Raw genomic sequence first — 21,961 nt, 5'->3', positions numbered from 1 at the left:
AATCATGTCCAATGCAAGAATATTCCGAAAATAATCAGCAGAAATTGGTTCAAAGGAAGTTCCGGCCTACCGTGGCCGCTCTTAAAAACAAGAATACCATTTTTGTTCTGACCATATTCCTCTTTATTGCAGGTCTGGTATCTTACAATAGCATGCAGCGGGAATTGTTCCCCGAAATCGTGGTGCCATATATTATGGTATCGACCCCATATCCGGGAAACAGTCCTTTGGATATCGAGAATCTGATTACCCGTCCCATTGAGAAAGAGCTGAAAGATCTGACCGGTGTGAAACGTCTCTCTTCTGCTTCTTTCCAGGATATGAGTCTTATCCTTGTGGAGTTTGAAACCGACGTGGAGGTTCAAAAAGCCCTTCAGGATACTAAAGATCAGGTGGACAAAGCTAAAAGTGAATTGCCCGAGGACCTTGAAACCGATCCTATCACCGAAGATCTGGACTTCTCCGAATTTCCTGTTTTGAATATTAATTTGTCGGGCGATTACAGTATTTATGAATTGAAGAATTTTGCCGAAGATCTGCAAGAGGATTTCGAATCGCTGCGCGAAGTCAGAGAAGCCGATATCAAAGGGGTGGATGAAAGGGAAATAAAAGTTCATGTGGATCCCCGAAAGCTTGAAAATGCTAACCTGGAATTTAGTGATATAGAATTTGCCCTGTTGTCGGAAAATGTGACTATTGGCGCAGGTGAGATTATTGTTGACGGTACGCGGCGGTCGGTGAGAACCGATGCCGATTATAAAAATATGGACGAGATCCGCAATACCATCGTCAAGAGTGAAAACGGGAAGGTGGTATATCTGAGAGATGTGGCTGAAGTTATCGACGGTTTCGAAGAGCGTTCTTCCATTTCGCGCCTCAACAAACAGCCGGTGGTTACCTTGTCGATTGTGAAAAAAAGCGGCGAAAACCTGCTTGATGCTACCGATAAAATATTTTCTATCATTAACGAAAAGCAGGCTTCTCATTCTCTTCCACCCGACTTGAATATTACCATTACCGACGATCAATCGGTATATATCCGCGATCAGATTAGTAATCTGGAGAACTCCATCATTATGGGGATGCTTTTTGTAATGGTGGTGTTATATCTCTTCATGGGTCTACGTAATGCCCTTTTCACCGGGTTGGCCATCCCCATGTCGATGTTCATCTCATTCCTGGTGCTGGGAGAACTGGACTATACCATCAATACCATGATTCTCTTTGGCCTGTTGATGGCTCTGGGGATGCTGGTAGATAATGCCATTGTTGCGGTGGAGAACACATATCGCCATTTTGAAGAGGGCTACCCCCGCTTTCTGGCTGTACAGAAAGGGGTGAGCGAAATAGCCGTGCCCATAATCAGTTCAACGGCCACCACGTTAGCCGCCTTTTTTCCGTTGTTGTTCTGGCCGGGTATTATGGGTGAGTTTATGAAATATCTCCCCATTACCCTGATCATTGTGTTGACATCTTCACTGTTTGTGGCATTGATTCTTAATCCTGTTTTTGCACTTCAATTTATGAAGCATGATAAAGTGCAAAACGAGAAAAAGAGCCATGGTCGACTTTTAATGATCTGTGGCAGCCTGGCGGTTGTGGGAATCATTAGTTATCTGCTGGGGAATATTCTTTGGGGCAACCTGTTGGTATTGCCATTACTGATCACCCTTTTGAATTTGTATGTTCTGAAACCCTGGGCAATCCATTTTCAGCATAGATTGCTTCCCTGGCTCGAGAATGCCTACGAATTAACCCTGCAAAAAGCATTGGGACGACGCACCTCCAAGTGGTTGTTTGGCGGGATGATCGGTTTGCTCTTCTTCTCGGTGATGTTTTTCGGTATGACCAATCCCTATGTTGTGTTCTTCCCCGAGAATGAACCTAAAACCATCTTTGTTACCATGGAGTTGCCGCTGGGTACCGATATTGAAAAAACCAACGAAATATCTCTTGAAGCCGAAAAGATTATTGATGGTGCATTGGAACCCTATCGTCACATCGTTCAGTCGGTCGTGGTAAATGTGGGAAATGGAAAAGGTGGCTTCTTCGAGTCGAACCGTAGTCCCAATAAATCATTAACCACTATCACGTTTCTCGATTATCAGTATCGCGAAGGGATAAGTACCTCGGAGATTATGAAGGCTTTAAGTGATTCTCTCCGGACCTTTACGGGAGCAAAATTCTTTGTGGAGAAGGAAGAGAACGGGCCTCCTGTGGGCAAACCCGTTAATATAGAAGTTTCGGGGGACGATTTTGAGAATCTGGTGGAGCTGGCATCTCAGATAAAATTGGCCATCGACAACAGTCAGATTAGGGGGATCGAAAATTTGGAGATGGACATTAATATGGATAAACCCGAGATGGAGATTCGCATTGACCGAGATAAGGTGCGACGCATGGGGCTTTCCACACAGATGGTCGCCGGGGCGCTGCGTACGGCCCTCTATGGTACCAAGGCCGATACCTATAAAGACGGAGAGGACGAATACGATATTATGGTACGTTTGGGCGATCGTTTTCGTCACGATGTCTCATCATTGATGAACTTTAAAATTAAAGTGGAGAAGAACGGTGAGAGCTACCATATTCCCATTTCTGCGGTGGCAGATTATTCATACGGTTCTACCTATGAGGATATTAAACGTAAAGATAATACACGTGTGATTACCCTCTCATCCAACCTGATCGAAGGATATAACGGGAACCTGGTGAATGCCGAGATTCGGAAACTGCTGACTGACTATGAAATGCCTGCCGGTTATCGTTGGGAAATGACCGGTGAACAGGAAGATCAAAAAGAGACTTCCGACTTTTTGGTCAAAGCTCTGTTAATAGCCATTTCGCTGATCTCCATGATCCTGATTACGCAGTTCAATTCGGCGGCTAAACCGGCCATTATTCTTATGACCGTGGTTCTTAGTACCATCGGTGTTTTTATGGGGCTTGGCACTTTCGGGATGGACTTTGTCATCCTCATGACGGGTGTGGGGATCGTTTCCCTGGCGGGAATTGTGGTGAATAACGGTATTGTGCTGATCGATTATATTGATATTACCCGGCAAGAAAAGAAGATGGAGCTGAATCTGGGCGAAGGTGCTGTGCTGTCTCGACAAGATGAGATTGATAGCGTTATCAAAGCGGGGAAAACGCGTCTGCGTCCCGTGTTGTTAACTGCCATAACCACCGTTTTGGGGCTGTTGCCTTTAGCTACCGGTATGAATTTCGACTTCTTCGGGCTATTTACCCGCCTTGATCCGAACATCTATTTCGGTGGTGATAATGCCGACTTTTGGGGACCGATGGCCTGGACCATTATCTTTGGTCTCACCACTGCTACCTTTCTTACGCTGGTGATGGTCCCGGTAATGTATAATCTGGCGGTTAGAATACGAAATCGGTTCAGTAAGAAGAAGTAATTCCGAAGGAGGCACCAGGGCTGAGCGGAAAGCATCGACCCGAAAGTGAAAATACCTACAACCGTGTAGGGAATTTGTTTCCCAGGGAAAGAGCGCGGAAACTATATTTTACGGATGGATTGATTTGTGTAATATCAACTATACCCAAAAAGAAAAACGTCCCCGGAATCATCACTCCGGGGACGTTTCAGTTTATATCCTTCAAATAAAAACGTTACAATCTTTTCTTGATGGCTTCGGTTTCTTTTTCGAATCCCGGTTTTCCCAGCAGGGCAAACATATTTTTCTTATAGGCTTCCACTCCCGGCTGATCGAAGGGGTTCACGCCCAGGATATAACCGCTGATACCACACGCTTTCTCGAAAAAGTAGATCAACTGACCCAGGCAGAATTCATTCAACTCTGGGAGTTCAATACGAATGTTGGGCACTCCACCATCGGTGTGTGCGATACGGGTTCCCAGTTCAGCCATCTTGTTCACCTCGTCGATGCGTTTTCCTGCCAGGTAATTCAAATTATCCAGGTTTTCTTCATCGCGGGGGATCAGGACGCGATGGCGTGCTGCACCAATGCTTAGCACGGTTTCGAAGATGGTTCGTTCACCCTCTTGTATCCATTGTCCCATACTGTGCAGGTCGGTGGTGAAATCGACGGCTGCCGGGAAAATACCTTTGTTTTCTTTTCCTTCACTCTCACCGTACAATTGTTTCCACCATTCGGCAAAGAAGTGCAATTTGGGATGATAGTTGACCAGTATTTCTGTTTTTTTCCCGTTTTGGTAAAGCAGGTTGCGCGTAGCTGCATAAATGGATGCCGGGTTTTTGTCGAAGGGCACATCGGTTCCGGTGAGTTCTCTCATCGTTTTTGCACCTCTCACCAGTTCGCTGATGCTGAAACCTGCCACCGCAATAGGCAGAAGACCCACCGGCGTTAATACGGAGTAGCGGCCTCCCACATCATCGGGTATCACAAAGGTCTCGTAGCCTTCCTGAGTGGCCAGGGTGCGTAAAGCGCCTTTGGAAGCGTCGGTAATGGCAACGATGCGCTCTTTTACCTCACTCTTGTCGTATTTGGTTTCCAGTAACTCTTTCAATACCCGAAATGCAATGGCCGGCTCAGTGGTGGTTCCCGACTTGGAGATGACGATGATGCCAAAGGATTTGTCTTTCAACAGATCCAGCAATTCATAGGTGTAGTCTTCTCCGATATTATGACCGGCATACAATATTACCGGGTTCTTGCGATCACTTTTCAGATGGTCAAAGGAATCGTTCAGCGCATCGATAACGGCACGGGCTCCCAAATAGCTGCCGCCAATACCCGTAACCACTACGTAATCCACCTTCTCGCGCAGCCGGTTGGCGGTTGCTTCGATCGAATTCAACTGATCGGGCGTTATCTCTACGGGCAGGTCCAGCCAGCCAAGAAAATCGTTTCCTTTTCCGGTTTTGGCCGTGAGTGTTTCCAGTTGTTTCTGAACCTTCTCCTTTTCTGCGTTGATCTGGTCAATGGTTACCTCCGGGGCAACATTCGACACGTCAATGGTAAGGTTTTTCATAGTCTTATGTCGTTTTATATGGTTGACAATTATTTGTTCGTTGTTCCGTTGGGTTGGCATCGGCAACTGCCATGAGGCAAATGGTAGAAGTCTGAAGCAATAAGGTCAAAGAGTCCGTTTAAGCGCCTGTGTCTTTATAATGAGCAACCCTATTTTTCCTTCTGCTTTCCAAATAATAATCCTTCATTTGCATTTCTATCCATTTAATCATGAAGTTTTATTGCCTTTTGCTTTCGTTCTTTCACATGATCACCTAATTCTTTACCTCAACTGATCCGTCAAAATTTTTATCTCTATGGAAGGGGAGACCTTTTCATAGATGATTCGGTAAACGGCTTCCGAGATGGGAATGTTGACCTTAAACTTATTGTTGATTTCTATGATGCTTTTTACGGCATAATACCCTTCGGCGATCATGAGCATTTCGAGCTGTGCACTTTTTACCGAATAACCTTTCCCCAGCATATTGCCGAAGGTGCGGTTACGTGAGAACTGAGAATAGGCGGTTACCAACAAATCGCCCAAATAGGCCGAGCTTTTAATATCCCGGCTGATGGGGTGGATGGTATCCACAAATCGTTTGATCTCTTGTATGCCGTTGGAGATCAGTACTGCCTGAAAATTGTCGCCATATCCCAGTCCGTGACAAATACCGGCGGCTATGGCCATTACGTTCTTCATCACAGCCGAATATTCGGTGCCGTAGATGTCATCAATGACGGTGGTTTTAATGTATGAACAGGCCAGCCGGGAAGCAAAGGCGCGTCCTTTTTTCATGTCCTGACAGGCTATGGTCAGATAGGACAATCGCTCCAGGGCCACCTCCTCAGCATGACAGGGGCCCGAGATCACCGCTATCGACTCTATGGGTACCTGATAGTATTTGTGGAAGAAATTGCCTATGATGAGGTTTTCGTCCGGAATGAGACCTTTGATGGCGGAAACGATGAATTTGTCTTTTAACGGAACATTCAGCGGTTCCAATGCCTCCTTCAGAAAGGCCGAAGGAATGGCAAAGATCAGAATATCCGATTTTTCAACAATCTCATTGAGATCGGTCGAAAAGAAGATCTGATCAGGGTTGAAATCCACTGCGGTCAGGTAATTGGGATTGTGTCCAACTTCTTTGAAGCGTTTAATGTGTTCTTCATTGCGAAAGTACCAGTTTAACCGGTTTGTGTTATCCAATACCATTTTTGCAATGGCGGTCGCCCAACTTCCACTGCCGATGATTCCAATGGTCGAAGACTCATCCATACCTGTAACTTTTTATTTTGTGCTAAATTAGAAAGATTTACCTGCCAAGGCAACGATATTTATCATTGCCTCGACCGGTGAAGTATTATTTTGCGCACCAGGCTTTTACCTCGTCCTGTTTGGGGTTTTGCAAGCCCAGCTTATGTTTTTTGTTGAGTCCGCATAATTCCTGATGCAGTTTGTTGGGATTGGCATCTTTCAGGTCGGCAGTTTTCAGATAGCCGGCTTTGTAGATTACCGGTACCCACTCGGCGGGAATCCCTAATGCTGTAAATGCTTCCTCACTGTCGCGTTCCGGTTTTTTCTCGGGACGCATCTGGGGGAAGAAGATCACCTCCTGAATGGTGCTTTGGTCGGTCATCAACATGGTCAGCCGGTCGATGCCAATACCCATTCCTGAGGTGGGGGGCATCCCGTATTCCAGAGCTCGCACAAAATCCATATCAATAAACATGGCTTCATCATCTCCTTTTTCCGAAAGACGTAACTGCTCTTTAAAACGTTCCAGCTGATCGATGGGATCGTTCAGCTCCGAATAGGCGTTGGCAATCTCTTTTCCGTTGACCATTAGCTCGAAACGTTCGGTCAACTCCGGATTGTTGCGATGCTTTTTACAAAGGGGTGACATCTCAACCGGGTAATCGGTGATGAAGGTTGGTTGTATGTATGACCCTTCACACTTTTCGCCAAAGATCTCATCAATGAGTTTTCCTTTACCCATCGACTCATCGTGTTCGATGTTAAGGTCGTCACACACTTTGTGCAATTGAGTTTCGTCCATGCCCGAAATGTCGATACCGGTATGCTCTTTGATGGCGTCCAGCATGCTGATTCGTTTAAAGGGACGCTTGAAGTCGATGGTTTGATCGCCCACTTTTATTTGGGTGGTTCCATGGAGGTCCAGCGCTACTTTTTCAATCATCCTTTCGGTGAATTCCATCATCCACTCGTAGTCTTTATAGGCCACATAAATTTCCATGACGGTAAATTCGGGGTTGTGGCTACGGTCCATCCCTTCGTTACGGAAATCTTTGCCAAACTCATAAACGCCATCAAAGCCGCCCACGATGAGTCGCTTCAGATAGAGCTCGTTGGCGATACGAAGGTACAATGGCATGTCGAGCGTATTGTGATGCGTGATGAAGGGGCGTGCTGCCGCTCCACCGGGGATTGGCTGAAGAATGGGGGTCTCCACTTCGAGATATCCCTTTTCGTTGAAGAACTCCCTCATCGAGTTGATGATTTGAGTTCTTTTGCGGAAAGTGTCGCGCACCTTGTCGTTGACAATAAGGTCCACATAGCGCTGACGGTATCTTTGTTCCGGGTCGGAGAAAGCGTCGTAAACTTTACCGTCCTTTTCCTTCACAACGGGCAGTGGACGCAGCGATTTGGCCAGAACCTTGAGCGAAGTAACGTGTACCGATATCTCTCCCATTTGGGTTTTGAACACAAACCCTTTGATGCCGATGATGTCGCCAATGTCGAGCAGTTTTTTGAATACTCTATTGTAGAGGGTTTTATCTTCGTCCGGGCAGAGATCGTCACGGCGCAGATAGATCTGTATCCGTCCCTGCTTGTCTTTGATCTCGGCAAACGAAGCACTTCCCATAATGCGCCGCCCCATAATACGGCCGGCCAGACTAACCTCCTTGAAGGCATCCGGATTGCTTTCGAATTCCTTTTTGATATCCTGCGAGTAGTGACTCACCGGAAACGCTTCGGGAGGGAAGGGATTAATCCCTAAGTTTTGTAGCTCTTTCAGGCTTTCGCGTCGAATAATTTCCTGTTCGCTCAATTCCAGTTGGCTCATAAATATTCTATTGTTGATGTATTTATAGGTTTGTAATATCCGTCAATAGTAATAGCGCGACTTGTTCTGTTATAAATGGTTACGATCGTATGCCCGGGCATAATAACCGGGGTCTGCGGTTTGGTTGGGGGCAACTTTTGGGTAATCACTTTTTTCAAAAACAGTACAAAGATAATGATTACCTGTGAAAACCAATTTTCTGCCTTTATTGTTATTTAAAATCATTTTAATTAAACTTGCAGTTCCACCCTTTTTTCTTAATGATAATAAACAAGCAGGAGATATAAATGGACATATTATCAGAACGAAAACGAAAACCGGCCTGGTTAAAAATTCAACTTCCCGGGACCGGTGAATATCACTGGATGAATAAAACCATTCGCGATCATAAACTGCACACCATTTGCACCAGCGGTAAATGTCCCAATGCAGCGGAATGTTGGGGCAATGGAACTGCTACCTTTATGATTCTGGGCGATATTTGCACCCGTTCCTGCAAATTTTGCAACGTAAAAACCGGAAAACCCGATGCGCTCGACCTTAAAGAACCACTGAGAATCGCACGGTCCATCCAAATTATGAAACTCAAACATGCCGTTATTACCTCGGTCGATCGCGACGATCTGGAAGATGGCGGTGCAGCCGTGTGGGCCGAAACCATCCGTAAAGTGAAAGAATTGAACCCCGGCATCACGCAAGAGGTCCTCATCCCTGACTTCAATGGGCTGAAACATCTTATCCGGCAGGTGATCGATGCCGGTCCCGAAGTGGTGAGTCATAACCTGGAGACGGTACGTCGTCTGACGCCGCAAATACGCAGCAAAGCCAAATACGACTTGAGTCTTAAGGTGCTTCAATACATTTCCTCGGCCGGTGTGGTTGCCAAGTCGGGAATCATGGTCGGATTGGGTGAAAAACCGGAAGAGGTGCTGCAAACCATGGACGATCTGATTGCTGCCGGCGTTAACGTGCTGACCATCGGCCAGTATCTTCAGCCCTCTCCCAAACACTGGCCGGTGTATGAATATGTTACCCCCGAACAGTTTGAAATCTATCGTCAGGAAGGCCTGAAAAAGGGATTCAAATATGTGGAAAGCGGCCCACTGGTGCGTTCGTCCTATCATGCCGAAAAGCATATTCATGCCCTGTCCGAATCATCGGATCGTTAAATCTTTTTGATGTAGTATCATCCTTGCTGAGGGGGTCTTGGGCATCGTGAGTAGAATTGATGTTAGAGGAGGAATACCCTGATGACAAGGTGTATGTAATAGTTTAACAGCGTTTTTAGAATGACCAGTTTCGATACCATTTTTGAAGATCTTGGATTAATTGATTACAAAAAAGCCTGGGATTATCAAGAAGATAACTTTCAACAGATCGTCGATGTCAAACTCTTTAATCGCGAACACCCCGACGACCAAAAGCCCGTTATCCATCGGTTGATATTTTGTGAACACCCTCATGTATATACGCTTGGCAGAAGTGGGGAGGCGGGAAACCTTCTCATCACCGACGAGTTTTTGAAAAAGATTGACGCTTCCTTCTACAAAATCAATAGAGGTGGGGATATCACGTATCACGGACCGGGACAGATAGTGGGGTATCCCATTTTCGACCTGGAACAACTGAAGTTGGGGGTAAAGGAATACATTCACCTTTTGGAGGAGGCGATTATTCTTACCTTGTCGGCCTTTGATATAAAAAGTGAACGTCTGGACGGAGCTACGGGTGTGTGGCTCGACACCGGCACTCCCCATGCCCGGAAAATATGCGCCATCGGAGTTAGAGCCAGTCGCTTTGTTTCGATGCACGGCTTTGCGCTCAATGTGAATACCAACCTGGACTATTTTAACTACATTAACCCTTGTGGATTTGTGGACAAAGGGGTAACCTCTTTCCGGAAAGAAAAGGGAGAAGCCATGGATCTGTCGCAGGTGAAGAGGGTTCTGAAAAATAATCTGCAAACGGTTTTCGGGTTGAATTTTGTATAAACCCAGTTGATTTTGTTAAATACAAGAGTTCAGTAAGTTAGCAATGGTTCGTTTGCAGGTGTTGAAAACTTTTTAAGTTTAAAACGTTCTTAATTGTTTGAAAACAGGTATCTTTTGGGAAATTTAAGATCTCAGGAGTGAGAAATACAGAATGGAAAAACGATGGAGCATTAAAGAGAATCCCGATTCTGATATAGAAGCGGAACTATCCGCTTTTGAAAATGCAGGAACGATTATCGGGCGACTGTTAGCCGGACGCGGCATCAGAAACCAGGACGAAGCACGGGCGTTTTTTTATCCCCATATAGAACATCTTCACGATCCTTTTCTGATGAAGGACATGTCTGCGGCCGTAGATCGCATCTTGCTGGCTCTGTCCCGTGATGAGAAGATCCTGGTTTATGGGGATTATGATGTGGACGGTACTACCAGCGTTGCGTTGGTCTATTCCTTTCTGCGGGAATTTCATTCAAGGATTGACTATTATATCCCGGATCGAAATGATGAGGGATACGGGATCTCCTATAAGAGTATAGACTTGGCGGAAGAACGAAAGGTTTCACTGGTGATCGCCTTGGATTGCGGCATTAAAGCCGTTGAAAAAATTGCCTATGCCAAAGATAAGGGCATAGATTTTATCATCTGTGATCACCATACCCCCGGGCATGTTCTTCCCCATGCGGTGGCATGCCTCGACCCCAAGCGGGCCGACTGTGCATACCCCGAAAAGAATCTGTCGGGATGCGGGGTGGGCTTTAAGTTCATGCAGGCCTTTGCCATGCGGAAAGGAATCTCCCCCGAACGGCTCATGCAATATGTCGATTTGGTGGTGGTTAGCATCGCCTCCGATGTGGTACCTGTCATCGGCGAAAACCGAACCCTGGCAATATCGGGCCTTAAAAAACTCAATGAAAATCCATGCACCGGGTTGAAGAGCATTATTGACGTGGCCGGAATTGGGGAGCGTCATCTCAAGGTCAGTGATATCGTTTTTAAGATTGGTCCGCGACTGAATGCTGCGGGACGAATTGAATCGGGAAACGATGCCGTCAGGTTGTTGATCAGCACCGATGAAGCCGCTGCCCGCCGTATGAGTCGATCCATCAACGAATGCAATGAGACACGAAAGGATCTGGACCGCAACATCACACGCGAAGCCCTTAGTATCATTGCTGCCGATCCCGAACTGAAAAACCGTAAGTCGACCGTTCTGTACCGGCCGGAATGGCATCAGGGGGTGATTGGCATTGTAGCGTCGCGGCTGACGTCTATTTTTTGCCGACCTGCCGTGGTGATGACCCGCACCAATGGATTCATTACGGGCTCTGCACGTTCGGTCGACGGGTATAATGTTTATCAGGCCATTGAAGCTTGTCAGGATTTGCTGGAAAACTTTGGGGGGCATACCTATGCGGCCGGACTAACCCTCAGACCCGAGAATGTGGCTGCTTTTTCCGAAAGGTTTGAACAGGTGGTGGCCAACACCATTCAACCCGGACAACTTATCCCTCAAATTGAAGTGGATGCCGAGATCGGGCTGAAGGATATTACCCCCGACTTCTTCAGGCACCTTAAGAGGTTCCGCCCGCACGGACCGGGAAATCCCAAACCCGTTTTTGTGACCCGCCATGTTTATGATTTCGGAACCAGCAAAGTGGTGGGAAAAAATAAAGAGCATCTCATGCTCGAACTCATCGAAAGCGATTCCCCAAAGATTATTAAAGGGATTGCTTTTGGTAAAGGGCATCTGCTCGCTAAAATCAAGAAATCTCAACCTTTCGATATTTGTTATACCATCGAAGAAAGTGTATACGACAAACACCTCCCCTTGCAGTTGATGGTGACGGATATTCAATTCGGCAATGAATCTCTTTAGTCGTTGATGCCGAGTGTATAAAAGGTGAAAAACAGGACAAAATTTTCTGTCGAAAAGGGTTGTATTTTTTTTAGGGTTGTATTATTTTAGTACCAATGTTAATCACAAAAAGTTATTTGTTATGGGTACACTTCATGCAATTAAGGCCCGCTTGTATGATAATCCTTTAACAGAAAATCCAAATGACTTTATTGCGCGGGTCGACTCAGAAAGAACCCTGAATACCAGGGAAGTTTGTGAATCAGCAGTGACACGTGGTGGTGCCGACACCACAGCTGACCGTATGGAACACGACGTAGGATTGTTCTTTAAGGAGATGAGCTATCGTCTCTGTGACGGTTTCTTCATCAATACGGGTTATTTTTCTGCCGGCACAGGGATTCGGGGCGTCTTTAATAGTCCTCATGAGACCTTTAATCCTGACAAGCACTCCCTGTTTATTAATTTTAATCAAGGCGCTTTGTTACGTCAGGAGCTTTCCAATATCCAAGTGGAAATTATTGGTCTTGGGGATACGGATGCCAAAATACTGGAAGTGGAGGATGTGAAGACGGGGTCGGTAAATGACGTTATAACTCCCAGTCGAAATTTGCGTATAAGAGGTTCCAGGATTAAACTGGCGGGCGACAATGAGCAAGTGGGAGTAAGCTTTGTCAGCGAATCCACAGGTGAGGTAATAAAGGTTGATTCGGCAGATGTTGTGGTTAACAAGCCCGCTGAGCTGATTATTTTAACGCCCGATTTGCCTGCCGGAGCTTATCGGCTGCAAATTGTTACGCAGTACGGTAAAAACGTATTACTAAAAGAACCACGGACTGCCCTCTTCGATGAGGTGCTGACGGTGGTGAGTTAAGCCCTCTTCTTTTTTTTATATAAAAACTTCCAACGATGAGACGAAACTTCTCACGTTGGAAGTTTTTTTTTGGGAAAAGCTGTTTCTCTTCCATGGGAAAGCGATTCCCACGGTAATGGGAAAGCGATTCCCACGGTAATGGGAAGGTGATTCCCCCGGTAATGGGAAAGCGATTCCCATGGTAATGGGAAAGTGATTCCCCTGAACTTGAAAATAAATATTCATTGTATAACATGGCGTTGTTCCAGGCACTTGTCTATTAATTTTGAACTCAGGTTTTTTGGTGCTATTTTGATGGCCTAATGCCTTTAATTTTCGCATTAATGATTTATATTTGTAGAAACAAAAAATAAACTGATTACCTATGAGAATTCTACAAAAACGGACACTGGTATTAATGTTTTTGTCAGTGGCAATGGTATTTCCCGCATGCCAGTCAGGAAAGAAAAAAGATAAAGGTGGTAAAGAAGAACCGACAGCCACCAAGCCCCGGATAGAAAAAGAAGAGTTGGAAAAGGATGTGAAAGAGTTTGTATACCCTCTGCCCACCTCGTTTGAAGTCACCGAAATGTTGAACCGCATCGGAGCAGCCTATATTCTGACGCTGTCCAATTCGACGGAAAATGTGGATAAATATCTGACCGAGAAAAAACAAGCCCTCAACCTTGGGGTGTATGGTGCCGACCTGAGTTATGCCAGCACTTACAATCAGAAGCAGCAAACCATGGATTTCATGGAAGTGTCGAAGAAGCTGATTGATGCCTTAAATATCTCCGGTGCACTACCGGCCGATATCGTTGATCAGATAGAACAAAATGAAGATAATAAGGATCAGTTGGTGCGGATCATTACCAATACCTTTTACGACACTTATGAGTATCTGAATGCCAACGGACGGGGAGCCGTTAGTATGTTGGTTCTTGCCGGTAGCTGGGTAGAAGCGTTGTATATCACCACCAACATTTCGGAAAATACCTATCAGAATAAGGAAATGGTGAAGATCGTGATGAAGCAAAAAGCCTCGCTCAACAAGTTGTTGGAACTGATGAATATCCACAAGGATGATCCCAATGTTCAGGAAGTGATACAACAGTTATCACCACTGGCAAAAGTCTATAACATGGTAGAGGAAAACGCTATTTCGGAAGATCAAATGGACATTATCATTGAAGAGACCCGAAAAGTGCGCTCCTCGTTTGTTGAGTAGTTTCAACTTACCATAGCATTATTTCGACCAAAGGACCAACCTTTTCAGGTGGTCCTTTTTTGTGATCGTTTGGTCAATAAAAATCACCGCTTGTTTCCTTTTTTTTTCAGAAGTTTTGTGCTTTTGAGGAGGACGAATCGAAACGAGAGGGGGTGAATCGTTAGAGTGAAGGGATATTTTTTTTATCTTCACTCGAAGAAAAAGCAATTTCACTAAAACCGTGCAAGTCATGGAACAAACAATGAGCGAAGCACTTCTGGAATCATTGATGAAACTGTTTGCCCTGCTTACCGATTTGAAGAAGGAGAGTAAAACCGGACGCGCACGTTTTTTGGTGGAGGACTTTCTGGGGCGTCATTTCAATACCGAGTACGTACAGAAGTATCTGGTTAAGTTCGATGAATTTCTGAATCGATATCATTCTCATGTATACAGCAACGATCAGGAACTGATAGAAAAGCAATCGTCGGACAACCGGACGCGCATTCTCAATATCTGCGATCAGATCAATCAGGAGTTGGAGCAGGAGCCAAAGATTATTCTTTTTGTTCAGTTGCTCGACTTTTTGCGAAAAGAGGATACCATCAGCGAAGAGGAGCATTACTTTGTGGATATTTTGGCCGAGAACCTAAAGATAGACCCTCAGGATTACGACAACCTTAAAACCTTCATCCTGGAATCGGCGGAAAATGTTACGGATAAAAGTTCTCTGCTGTTGATCAGCAGTGATAAGGCTCCTTCCGATGCGCGCATCAAGCATATTTACAATCCACGCCAGCAGGTGGTGGTGTGGGTGTTGCGGGTTCGAAGCACCAAAACGTTTATTTTTCGATATGCCGGGTCCCGAAACCTCTATTTGAATGGTCATAAAGTAGAGCAAAACAGGCCTTATGCCTTGGCTGTGGGCGCGGTAATAAAGACCTCGCGCATGGCACCGGTATATTATGGTCGGATCGCCGAAAAATTCATTCATCGTATCGAGAAGGAAAGAATCATCTATCGGGCGGTGGATGTGTCTTATAAGTTTAATAACAATCAGATTGGGATTCACCGTTTCAGCTTTACGGGCCGATCGGGGCAACTGGTGGGGATATTGGGAGGAAGTGGAACGGGGAAGTCCACCCTGCTGAATGTGTTGAATGGCAATTATCGTTTGAATAGCGGAAAAATAACCATAAACGGTCACGATTTACATCTTGATAAAGAGAGTCTTGAAGGGGTGATAGGATATGTTCCGCAGGACGACCTGTTGAAAGAGGAACTAACGGTATTTGAAAACTTGTATTTTAATGCCCGTTTATGCTTTAGTAATCAGAGCCAGGATGAGATTGTTCGGCGTGTGGATAATGCCCTTCAGGATTTTGATCTGGTAGAGGCGCGCGACCTGGTGGTAGGGAATCCGTTGAATAAGATCTTAAGCGGAGGGCAACGGAAACGACTGAATATTGCTCTGGAGCTCATCCGGGAGCCCTCGGTGTTGTTTGTGGATGAGCCCACGTCGGGGTTGTCGTCGATGGATTCGGAAAAGGTCATGTCGCTGTTGAAGCGTCAGGTTTTGAAAGGGAAACTGGTTATCATTAACATCCACCAGCCTTCCTCCGACCTGTATAAGATGTTGGATAAGCTTCTTATCATTGACAAGGGTGGATACATCATCTTTAACGGGAATCCCATGGATGCCATTGTCTATTTTAAGAAGAAGGCCAATTACGTAAATCCGGAGGAACGGGAGTGTTACGTTTGTGGAAATGTTAAGACCGAGCAGGTGCTGCGTATTGTGGAAGCCCGTATGGTGAACCCTTATGGTAAGCTCATCCGCAAGCGGAAAGTGAAGCCTGAAGAGTGGTATCGATCTTACCTGGAGAATTTTGAAAGCAAATTTCAGTGGAAGGTGAAACGGAGGATCGACCGTAAGGAGCCCCTTCCGGAGAACCTTTACAACATACCTAATCGTCGGAAACAGTTCTGGATCTATACACTTCGTGATGGCCTTTCCAAGTTGAAGGACAAGCAATACATGCTGATCAATATTCTAGAGGCGCCGGTGTTGGCGTTGATATTGGGTTTTTTCACGAAATATCTTGCCGGGTCGGGGGGCGATTCCTTTGCGTATGTGTTTTCCGAGAATGTGAATATTCCGGCCTATCTGTTTATGAGTGTGGTGGTGGCCTTGTTTATCGGGCTGAATGTGAGTGCGGAGGAGATCATAAAGGACCGTAAGTTGCTTCAACGAGAATCGTTTCTGAATCTTAGTCGATTTAGCTTTTTAAACAGTAAGGTGTTGATATTGTTTGCGATTTCGGCCATTCAAACCCTTATGTTTGTGTTGATAGGGAACAGCATTCTTGAGATTCGGGGGATGACGTTTAGTTACTGGCTTATTTTGTTCTCAACGGCCTGTTTTGCCAATATGCTGGGACTCAATATCAGTAGTGGATTGAATTCGGTGGTAGCCATCTATGTTCTGATACCGTTGATACTGGTTCCCCATCTGTTGTTTAGCGGGACTATTGTGAGTTTCGATAAGTTGCACAAATCCATATCGTCGGAGGCGTTTGTGCCGCGTATTGGGGATGCCATGGTGTCGCGGTGGTCGTATGAGGCACTTGCGATGAATCAGTTTATGAATAATGATTTCGATTCCCGTTTTTTCAAGGAGGAGCAATCCATGAGCAATGCCTCCTATTACGGCACTACGTTAATCCCGGAGCTACGAAACTATGTGGAGGCGGCGCGATGGTCGTGGTCGCATGGTGATGTTTCGCAACAGCAGTATTACGGGCAACGTCTAAGGGATGCATTGAGGCAGCTGGGGGAAGAATATCCGAATCTTTTTGCTGAAAACACAGGGGTTACGAACGGGAATGAAATATCGGAAACGACCCTTTTAAAGATTGACAGCGTGTTGTTGAGTGCAAAAGAATATTTTAACAGCCGATATTTGTATTGGAAAGGCCTGCGGGATCAAAAGATGGAGGCATTGATAGAGGAGATGGGTTCGTCGTCGGCTGTGGCAGCGTTGAAAAAGAGATATCACAATGAAGCCCTTTGGGAAATAGTGTTGAACAAGAAGAGTGTTGAACAATTTGTATATACGGGCGATAAGTATATCCGGAAGCGAGATCCGGGTTACAAGATGCCCACGGGAAAATGGGGGAGAGCGCATTTTTATGCACCGGAGAAGCGATTCGGGTTGATCAGTTTGCCTACGCCGGCCTTTAACGTGATAGTGATGTGGCTTGGCACGGCTCTGTTGTATGTCACCTTGTATCTGGATCTGTTGAGAAAGTTGATACGATACTTTGAGACATTCCGGTTGCGGCGCTTGCACCGTCAGCTTCAGAAAGTGGGAACCTGATGAAATGCCAAAAAAGAGAGCCACCCTTTTGGGGTAGCTCTCTTTAAATTTTGTGCTTAATGTATTATGGTATTGAAATATATATTCTAAACCAACTTAACATCTACAGCATTAAGACCTTTTCTGCCTTCGACGAGTTCGAAAGTTACTTCATCGTCTTCTTTGATTCTGTCGATAAGACCGGATGCGTGAACAAAGAATTCTTTTTCCGACTCATCTTCTTTAATAAATCCAAATCCTTTTGATTCATTAAAGAATTTTACTTTACCTGTTTTCATTTTAAATTAAATTTGTTTGTTAATCGTTTCATGCTTCGGATATGCATTGTCTGATTTTTCAATCAATCAATATCATACCATCTACATGAGTAAAATATTTAGTATACAAATAAAAGAACATTATTTGGATTTAGCATTATAAAAGAGCACAAAATGTCAGATATTTTTGACGACGGGTACCAAAAGTTGTTTGTAATGGGTTGGAATATGATTTAATTAATTTATTTATAGAGAAATGCGTTGTTTTTCGATTCTTTGTGGAATTGGTGTTCAGAATAACCTTCAAGGGTGTGTATGAAAGTTTTTTAATACATATTTTGTCAAATTATTTCAATTTGTGCAGAAGAAGGAGGTTGGAGGAGGATTCTGAAGTACCAAATTGTTGTGAGCTAAATATTAATATCTTTGTTTTTTAGCAATCTGAATGGATTGGTCAATTCGTATCGAATAGGGAATTAAAATAATAATATGGAAAGTAAAAAGCTGGGTACCTTTGGCGGTGTGTTTACGCCTTCGTTGTTGACGATATTGGGGGTCATCATGTACTTGCGATTCGGTTGGGTTGTAGGGAATGTTGGTTTGATGGGTACCATGTTGATTGTGAGTCTCTCGACCATGATCACTTTTTTGACGTCGCTGTCGATAGCTTCGATCGCCACCAATACACAGGTAAAAGCGGGTGGCGCCTATTATATGATCAGTCGATCGTTGGGTGTAGAGATTGGAGGTGCGTTGGGAATTCCTCTCTATTTGGCTCAGACGCTGTCGGTGGCCCTCTATGTGATGGGTTTTTCAGAGAGTATGGTGGCCATCTTTCCTTTTTTGAATATCAAGGCAGTTGGTTTGGTAACGACCATGGTGTTGGGGGGCTTGGCCTTCTATTCGACCCAGGCGGCGATCCGGGCTCAATATGTTATACTGGCAGTTATCGGATTGTCTATTCTTTCTCTGTTGGGAGGAAAGCCACTGGATTCGACAGATGTAGAGATGGCCGGTATTGCTGCTTCGGATTCGGTGGGTTTTTGGCAGGTTTTTGCCGTCTTTTTTCCGGCCGTAACAGGCATTATGGCGGGCGTCAACATGTCGGGCGATTTGAAGAACCCGTCGAAGTCGATACCGTATGGTACATTTCTGGCCGTGGGGACGGGGTATTTCATCTATATGTTGTTACCGATCGTCTTGTCGAGTCGTGCCGATGTGGCAAGTTTGGTTTCCGATCCTCTGATAATGATGCGGATTTCGTTTTGGGGAGGCGCCATCGTGTTGGGGATTTGGGGAGCCTCTCTTTCCAGTGCGGTGGGTAGTTTGCTTGGAGCGCCGCGTGTGTTGCAAGCCTTGACCAGGGATAATGTTGTGCCTCGGAGGTTTTCATTTCTTTCTAAGGGTTATGGACAGGAGAACATTCCCAAAGGGAGTACCATACTAACCATCGCCATTACGCTGGTATGCGTCATTGCGGGCGATCTGAATACCATAGCGCCAATATTGACCATGTTTTTTCTGGCCACGTATGGGATTTTGAATGTAACAGCAGGTATTGAGCGATTTTTAAAAAGTCCTTCATTTCGACCCAAGTTTAAGGTTCATTGGGGATTTTCGTTGATCGGTGCATTGGGGTGTGTTGCGGTGATGTTTTTGATTCATGCGGTGGCCACGGTGCTTGCAGTGGTTTTTATTTTGATCGTTTTGGGCTGGCTACGTCGACGTCGGTTGAAAACCACCTGGGGGGATGTCCGCAACGGGATGTTATTGCAGGTAGTGCGCTTTGTGATGTTGCGGTTAACGTCGATGGAAGATCCCCGGAGCTGGCGTCCCAATATATTGGTGTTTTCAGGTGCTCCAGTAAAGCGGTGGCATTTGATCGATTTTGCCAATGGGCTGGCACAAGAGAAAGGGCTATTTACAGTTGCAACGATACTGCCCGAAAAGGGTGTTTCGCAGGAAAAGATATATCAGTACGAAAAGCAGATACGAGAATATCTTTTAGAGAAAAATATTCGCTCTCTGGTTCGGGTGATGCGTGCCGAAAATCCCTTTATTGGAGCCCGGCATCTGAGTAATGCCTATGGGTTGGGTTCGGTAGTTCCCAATACGATACTGTTGGGCGATACCACCGATGAATCGCATCATGAAGCCTATGCAGAAATGATTTCACATTTTTATAAGTCACGGAAAAATGTGATCATCCTTCGTGACGAAAATCCGATGACAGGTCGTCAGGTGCTTAAGGTTGACTTGTGGTGGGGTGGCCTGAAGGGTAATGGCGGCCTGATGATGGTATTGGCCTATATGATGCAAAACAGTCCGCACTGGCAACAGGTGTCGGTAACGATAAAGATGGTGGTTGCCTCAAGAAAGGCTGCCGCAGAGGCAGAAAAGAATTTGGAAAACCTGTTGTCGTCGATTCGAGTGGAATTTGATCGCAAGATTCTGGTGGGCGCCAAAGATGAGATCTTCAGTTTGTTGACATCCGATTCGATGGATGCCGATCTGGTGATGCTGGGATTGAAGAGTCCTGATGATACGTTTGAATCTTACTACAATGATTTGAAAACAAAAACTGCTGCTATACCCAGGAGGTTATTTGTCGTGGCCTCGCACGATATTGCGTTTAAAGAAATTTTGAGTTGATAGAACATTTTGTGTGCAATGGCTCTTTTACTTTTGAATCGGAAGCAATAAGTGTATTTATAAATCTGGTTTTTATGGACGGATTCGCCGGTTTTAGTGAGTGAAAGTGAAAAAGTGTAAGTAGATAATTGTTTTAATTGAGGGGTAGGTGCGTAAATGGCTGAAAATCAGCACAGGTGTTTACTATCGTTTGCGTGGTTGTCCAAATTTCCGTATATTTGTCCCAAATCCTTATTTATTCCGACCCTTTGAGGATTCCTCCTTGCGGCAATACCAATTGCCTTCTATTGTTTAAGAACGTACTGGCACCCGAAGCATATCTTGATCTTAGAGAAGGATGTGTTGGTGTATCGAAAGAGAAAAAATAATAAACAAAATAAACTTTGGATGCCTATGAAATATCAGATTTATTCTTTACACAATTATCGCAAAATTCCGCAGATTGATCGGTTAAATGAACAGGATTTAAGGAATATTGATGTGGTCGGTCATGTTCTGCCCTTTAAAACCAACAACTATGTAGTAAATGAACTTATTGACTGGGATAATTTTCATGAAGATCCGATTTTTATCCTGAACTTTCCTCAAAGGGATATGTTGAAAACGGAGGATTTTCAGCGTATGGCCACCGCCTTGGATGCGGGGAAAGACAAAGTGACCCTAAAAAAAGTGGCGAATGAGATCCGCCACGAATTAAATCCTCACCCTGCCGGGCAGGCGCATAATGTTCCCGAGTTGAACGGTCAGAAGTTGCCGGGTATTCAGCACAAGTATGATGAGACGATGCTGTTTTTCCCGACCCAGGGACAGACATGTCATGCCTATTGTACCTTTTGTTTCCGTTGGCCTCAGTTTACCGGGATGGATGATCTGAAATTTGCCATGAATCAGATTGACTACGTCATAGACTATCTGAAAGCGCATCCCGAAATTTCCGACATACTATTTACGGGTGGTGATCCGATGGTGATGAAAGCCTCCATCCTTGATCACTATATTACCCGACTGCTAGAAGCAGACATTCCCCACTTGCAAAATATTCGAATAGGTAGTAAATCGCTTACCTTCTGGCCCTATCGATATCTGACGGATAGTGATGCCGATGATGTATTACGCGTATTTGAGAAAGTAACCAAAGCCGGAAAGTCATTGGCTTTTATGGCTCATTTTAACCACTATCGGGAACTGGAAACCGAAGCGGTAGCCAAGGCCATATCACGTATCCGAAGCACGGGAGCGCAAATTAGAACGCAGTCGCCATTGCTTAATCACATCAATGCCAAAGGAGATGTCTGGAGCACCATGTGGAAAAAGCAGGTGAATATGGGCTTGATCCCTTATTATATGTTTGTAGCCCGAGATACGGGAGCACAGGAGTATTTTGGGGTATCGCTGGCAAGGGCCTGGGAGATATTCCGGAATGCCTATACCAAAGTAAGTGGTATTTCGCGTACGGTAAGAGGTCCCAGCATGTCCTGTACCCCCGGAAAAGTAAGAATCATTGGAGTGAGTGAAGTAAAAGGTGAAAAGGTGTTTGTGTGCGAATTTATCCAGGGTCGCAATAGCGACTGGGTAGGACGCCCCTTCTTTGCGAAATATGATCCTCGCGCCTTGTGGATGGATGATTTGAAACCGGCATTTGGACAGGAAGAGTTTTTCTTTGAAGAAGACCTGGCCCGAATGTTACTCTAGTTTTATTTCAAGGTTTAAAGCCAAAATGCTT

Annotated in this window: 13 protein-coding genes; 9 read left to right on the top strand and 4 right to left on the bottom strand. The window is 45.1% G+C overall.

Going from position 1 to position 21,961, the window contains the following annotated elements:
• Nucleotides 1-11 precede the first annotated feature (11 nt).
• Nucleotides 12-3,419: an efflux RND transporter permease subunit gene (locus ACT29H_RS06310; RefSeq protein WP_444820762.1), complete on the top strand. Its 3,408-nt coding sequence runs from the start codon at nucleotides 12-14 to the stop codon at nucleotides 3,417-3,419.
• Between the two features lie 214 nt (nucleotides 3,420-3,633).
• Here the strand turns inward: ACT29H_RS06310 and ACT29H_RS06305 are convergent, their stop codons facing one another.
• The 3 genes from ACT29H_RS06305 to lysS all read right to left on the bottom strand — a co-directional run bounded on the left by ACT29H_RS06305 (nucleotide 3,634) and on the right by lysS (nucleotide 8,044).
• On the bottom strand, nucleotides 3,634-4,977 hold the full coding sequence (locus ACT29H_RS06305; protein WP_444820761.1) for a glucose-6-phosphate isomerase: 1,344 nt from the start codon (nucleotides 4,975-4,977) through the stop codon (nucleotides 3,634-3,636).
• A gap of 261 nt (nucleotides 4,978-5,238) precedes the next feature.
• A complete protein-coding gene (locus ACT29H_RS06300) occupies nucleotides 5,239-6,234 on the bottom strand; it encodes an NAD(P)H-dependent glycerol-3-phosphate dehydrogenase (protein ID WP_444820760.1) in 996 nt (331 codons plus the stop codon).
• An 85-nt stretch (nucleotides 6,235-6,319) separates the two neighbouring features.
• Nucleotides 6,320-8,044, bottom strand: a complete 1,725-nt coding sequence (gene lysS / locus ACT29H_RS06295) for a lysine--tRNA ligase (protein WP_444820759.1) — start codon at nucleotides 8,042-8,044, stop codon at nucleotides 6,320-6,322.
• Between the two features lie 287 nt (nucleotides 8,045-8,331).
• Between lysS and lipA the strand changes: the two genes are divergently transcribed.
• From lipA to ACT29H_RS06265, 6 genes are all read left to right on the top strand, one after another.
• Nucleotides 8,332-9,213, top strand: coding sequence for a lipoyl synthase (gene lipA / locus ACT29H_RS06290; protein ID WP_444820758.1), 882 nt, complete (start codon nucleotides 8,332-8,334; stop codon nucleotides 9,211-9,213).
• Between the two features lie 120 nt (nucleotides 9,214-9,333).
• Nucleotides 9,334-10,035 carry a lipoyl(octanoyl) transferase LipB gene (gene lipB, locus ACT29H_RS06285; RefSeq protein ID WP_444820757.1) on the top strand — a complete coding sequence of 234 codons (702 nt, stop codon included), beginning with the start codon at nucleotides 9,334-9,336 and terminating at the stop codon, nucleotides 10,033-10,035.
• Between the two features lie 151 nt (nucleotides 10,036-10,186).
• Complete coding sequence (gene recJ / locus ACT29H_RS06280; protein ID WP_444820756.1) at nucleotides 10,187-11,911, top strand: single-stranded-DNA-specific exonuclease RecJ; 1,725 nt, start codon at nucleotides 10,187-10,189, stop codon at nucleotides 11,909-11,911.
• A 121-nt stretch (nucleotides 11,912-12,032) separates the two neighbouring features.
• Nucleotides 12,033-12,764 carry a DNA-binding domain-containing protein gene (locus tag ACT29H_RS06275; RefSeq protein WP_444820755.1) on the top strand — a complete coding sequence of 244 codons (732 nt, stop codon included), beginning with the start codon at nucleotides 12,033-12,035 and terminating at the stop codon, nucleotides 12,762-12,764.
• A gap of 364 nt (nucleotides 12,765-13,128) precedes the next feature.
• Nucleotides 13,129-13,971: a hypothetical protein gene (locus ACT29H_RS06270; protein WP_444820754.1), complete on the top strand. Its 843-nt coding sequence runs from the start codon at nucleotides 13,129-13,131 to the stop codon at nucleotides 13,969-13,971.
• A gap of 229 nt (nucleotides 13,972-14,200) precedes the next feature.
• Nucleotides 14,201-17,329 (top strand): ATP-binding cassette domain-containing protein, encoded by a 3,129-nt coding sequence (locus ACT29H_RS06265; RefSeq protein ID WP_444820753.1) that lies wholly within the window; start codon nucleotides 14,201-14,203, stop codon nucleotides 17,327-17,329.
• 86 nt (nucleotides 17,330-17,415) lie between these two features.
• On the opposite strand, the gene ACT29H_RS06260 is transcribed toward ACT29H_RS06265, so the two are convergent.
• Complete coding sequence (locus tag ACT29H_RS06260; protein WP_029626520.1) at nucleotides 17,416-17,607, bottom strand: cold-shock protein; 192 nt, start codon at nucleotides 17,605-17,607, stop codon at nucleotides 17,416-17,418.
• A gap of 468 nt (nucleotides 17,608-18,075) precedes the next feature.
• On the opposite strand from ACT29H_RS06260, the gene ACT29H_RS06255 reads away from it, so the two are divergent.
• Both ACT29H_RS06255 and ACT29H_RS06250 read left to right on the top strand, forming a co-directional pair.
• Nucleotides 18,076-20,238, top strand: a complete 2,163-nt coding sequence (locus tag ACT29H_RS06255) for a Na-K-Cl cotransporter (protein WP_444820752.1) — start codon at nucleotides 18,076-18,078, stop codon at nucleotides 20,236-20,238.
• Between the two features lie 393 nt (nucleotides 20,239-20,631).
• Nucleotides 20,632-21,930, top strand: a complete 1,299-nt coding sequence (locus ACT29H_RS06250; RefSeq protein WP_444820751.1) for a KamA family radical SAM protein — start codon at nucleotides 20,632-20,634, stop codon at nucleotides 21,928-21,930.
• The last annotated feature ends 31 nt before the right edge of the window (nucleotides 21,931-21,961 follow it).

The sequence above is a fragment of the Thermophagus sp. OGC60D27 genome (assembly GCF_052400625.1).
GTDB lineage: Bacteria > Bacteroidota > Bacteroidia > Bacteroidales > Marinilabiliaceae > Thermophagus.
Note: the sequence above shows the minus strand (reverse complement) of the source record. Positions and strands in the feature narration are given on the sequence as shown.

Coding starts and splice junctions, on each gene's coding strand:
- lysS (WP_444820759.1), bottom strand. CDS start 8,044: ATGAGCCAACTGGAATTGAGCGAACAGGAAATTATTCGACGCGAAAGC.
- ACT29H_RS06275 (WP_444820755.1), top strand. CDS start 12,033: ATGGGTACACTTCATGCAATTAAGGCCCGCTTGTATGATAATCCTTTA.
- ACT29H_RS06250 (WP_444820751.1), top strand. CDS start 20,632: ATGAAATATCAGATTTATTCTTTACACAATTATCGCAAAATTCCGCAG.
- ACT29H_RS06305 (WP_444820761.1), bottom strand. CDS start 4,977: ATGAAAAACCTTACCATTGACGTGTCGAATGTTGCCCCGGAGGTAACC.
- ACT29H_RS06310 (WP_444820762.1), top strand. CDS start 12: ATGCAAGAATATTCCGAAAATAATCAGCAGAAATTGGTTCAAAGGAAG.
- ACT29H_RS06270 (WP_444820754.1), top strand. CDS start 13,129: ATGAGAATTCTACAAAAACGGACACTGGTATTAATGTTTTTGTCAGTG.
- ACT29H_RS06300 (WP_444820760.1), bottom strand. CDS start 6,234: ATGGATGAGTCTTCGACCATTGGAATCATCGGCAGTGGAAGTTGGGCG.
- ACT29H_RS06260 (WP_029626520.1), bottom strand. CDS start 17,607: ATGAAAACAGGTAAAGTAAAATTCTTTAATGAATCAAAAGGATTTGGA.
- ACT29H_RS06265 (WP_444820753.1), top strand. CDS start 14,201: ATGGAACAAACAATGAGCGAAGCACTTCTGGAATCATTGATGAAACTG.
- recJ (WP_444820756.1), top strand. CDS start 10,187: ATGGAAAAACGATGGAGCATTAAAGAGAATCCCGATTCTGATATAGAA.
- ACT29H_RS06255 (WP_444820752.1), top strand. CDS start 18,076: ATGGAAAGTAAAAAGCTGGGTACCTTTGGCGGTGTGTTTACGCCTTCG.
- lipB (WP_444820757.1), top strand. CDS start 9,334: ATGACCAGTTTCGATACCATTTTTGAAGATCTTGGATTAATTGATTAC.
- lipA (WP_444820758.1), top strand. CDS start 8,332: ATGGACATATTATCAGAACGAAAACGAAAACCGGCCTGGTTAAAAATT.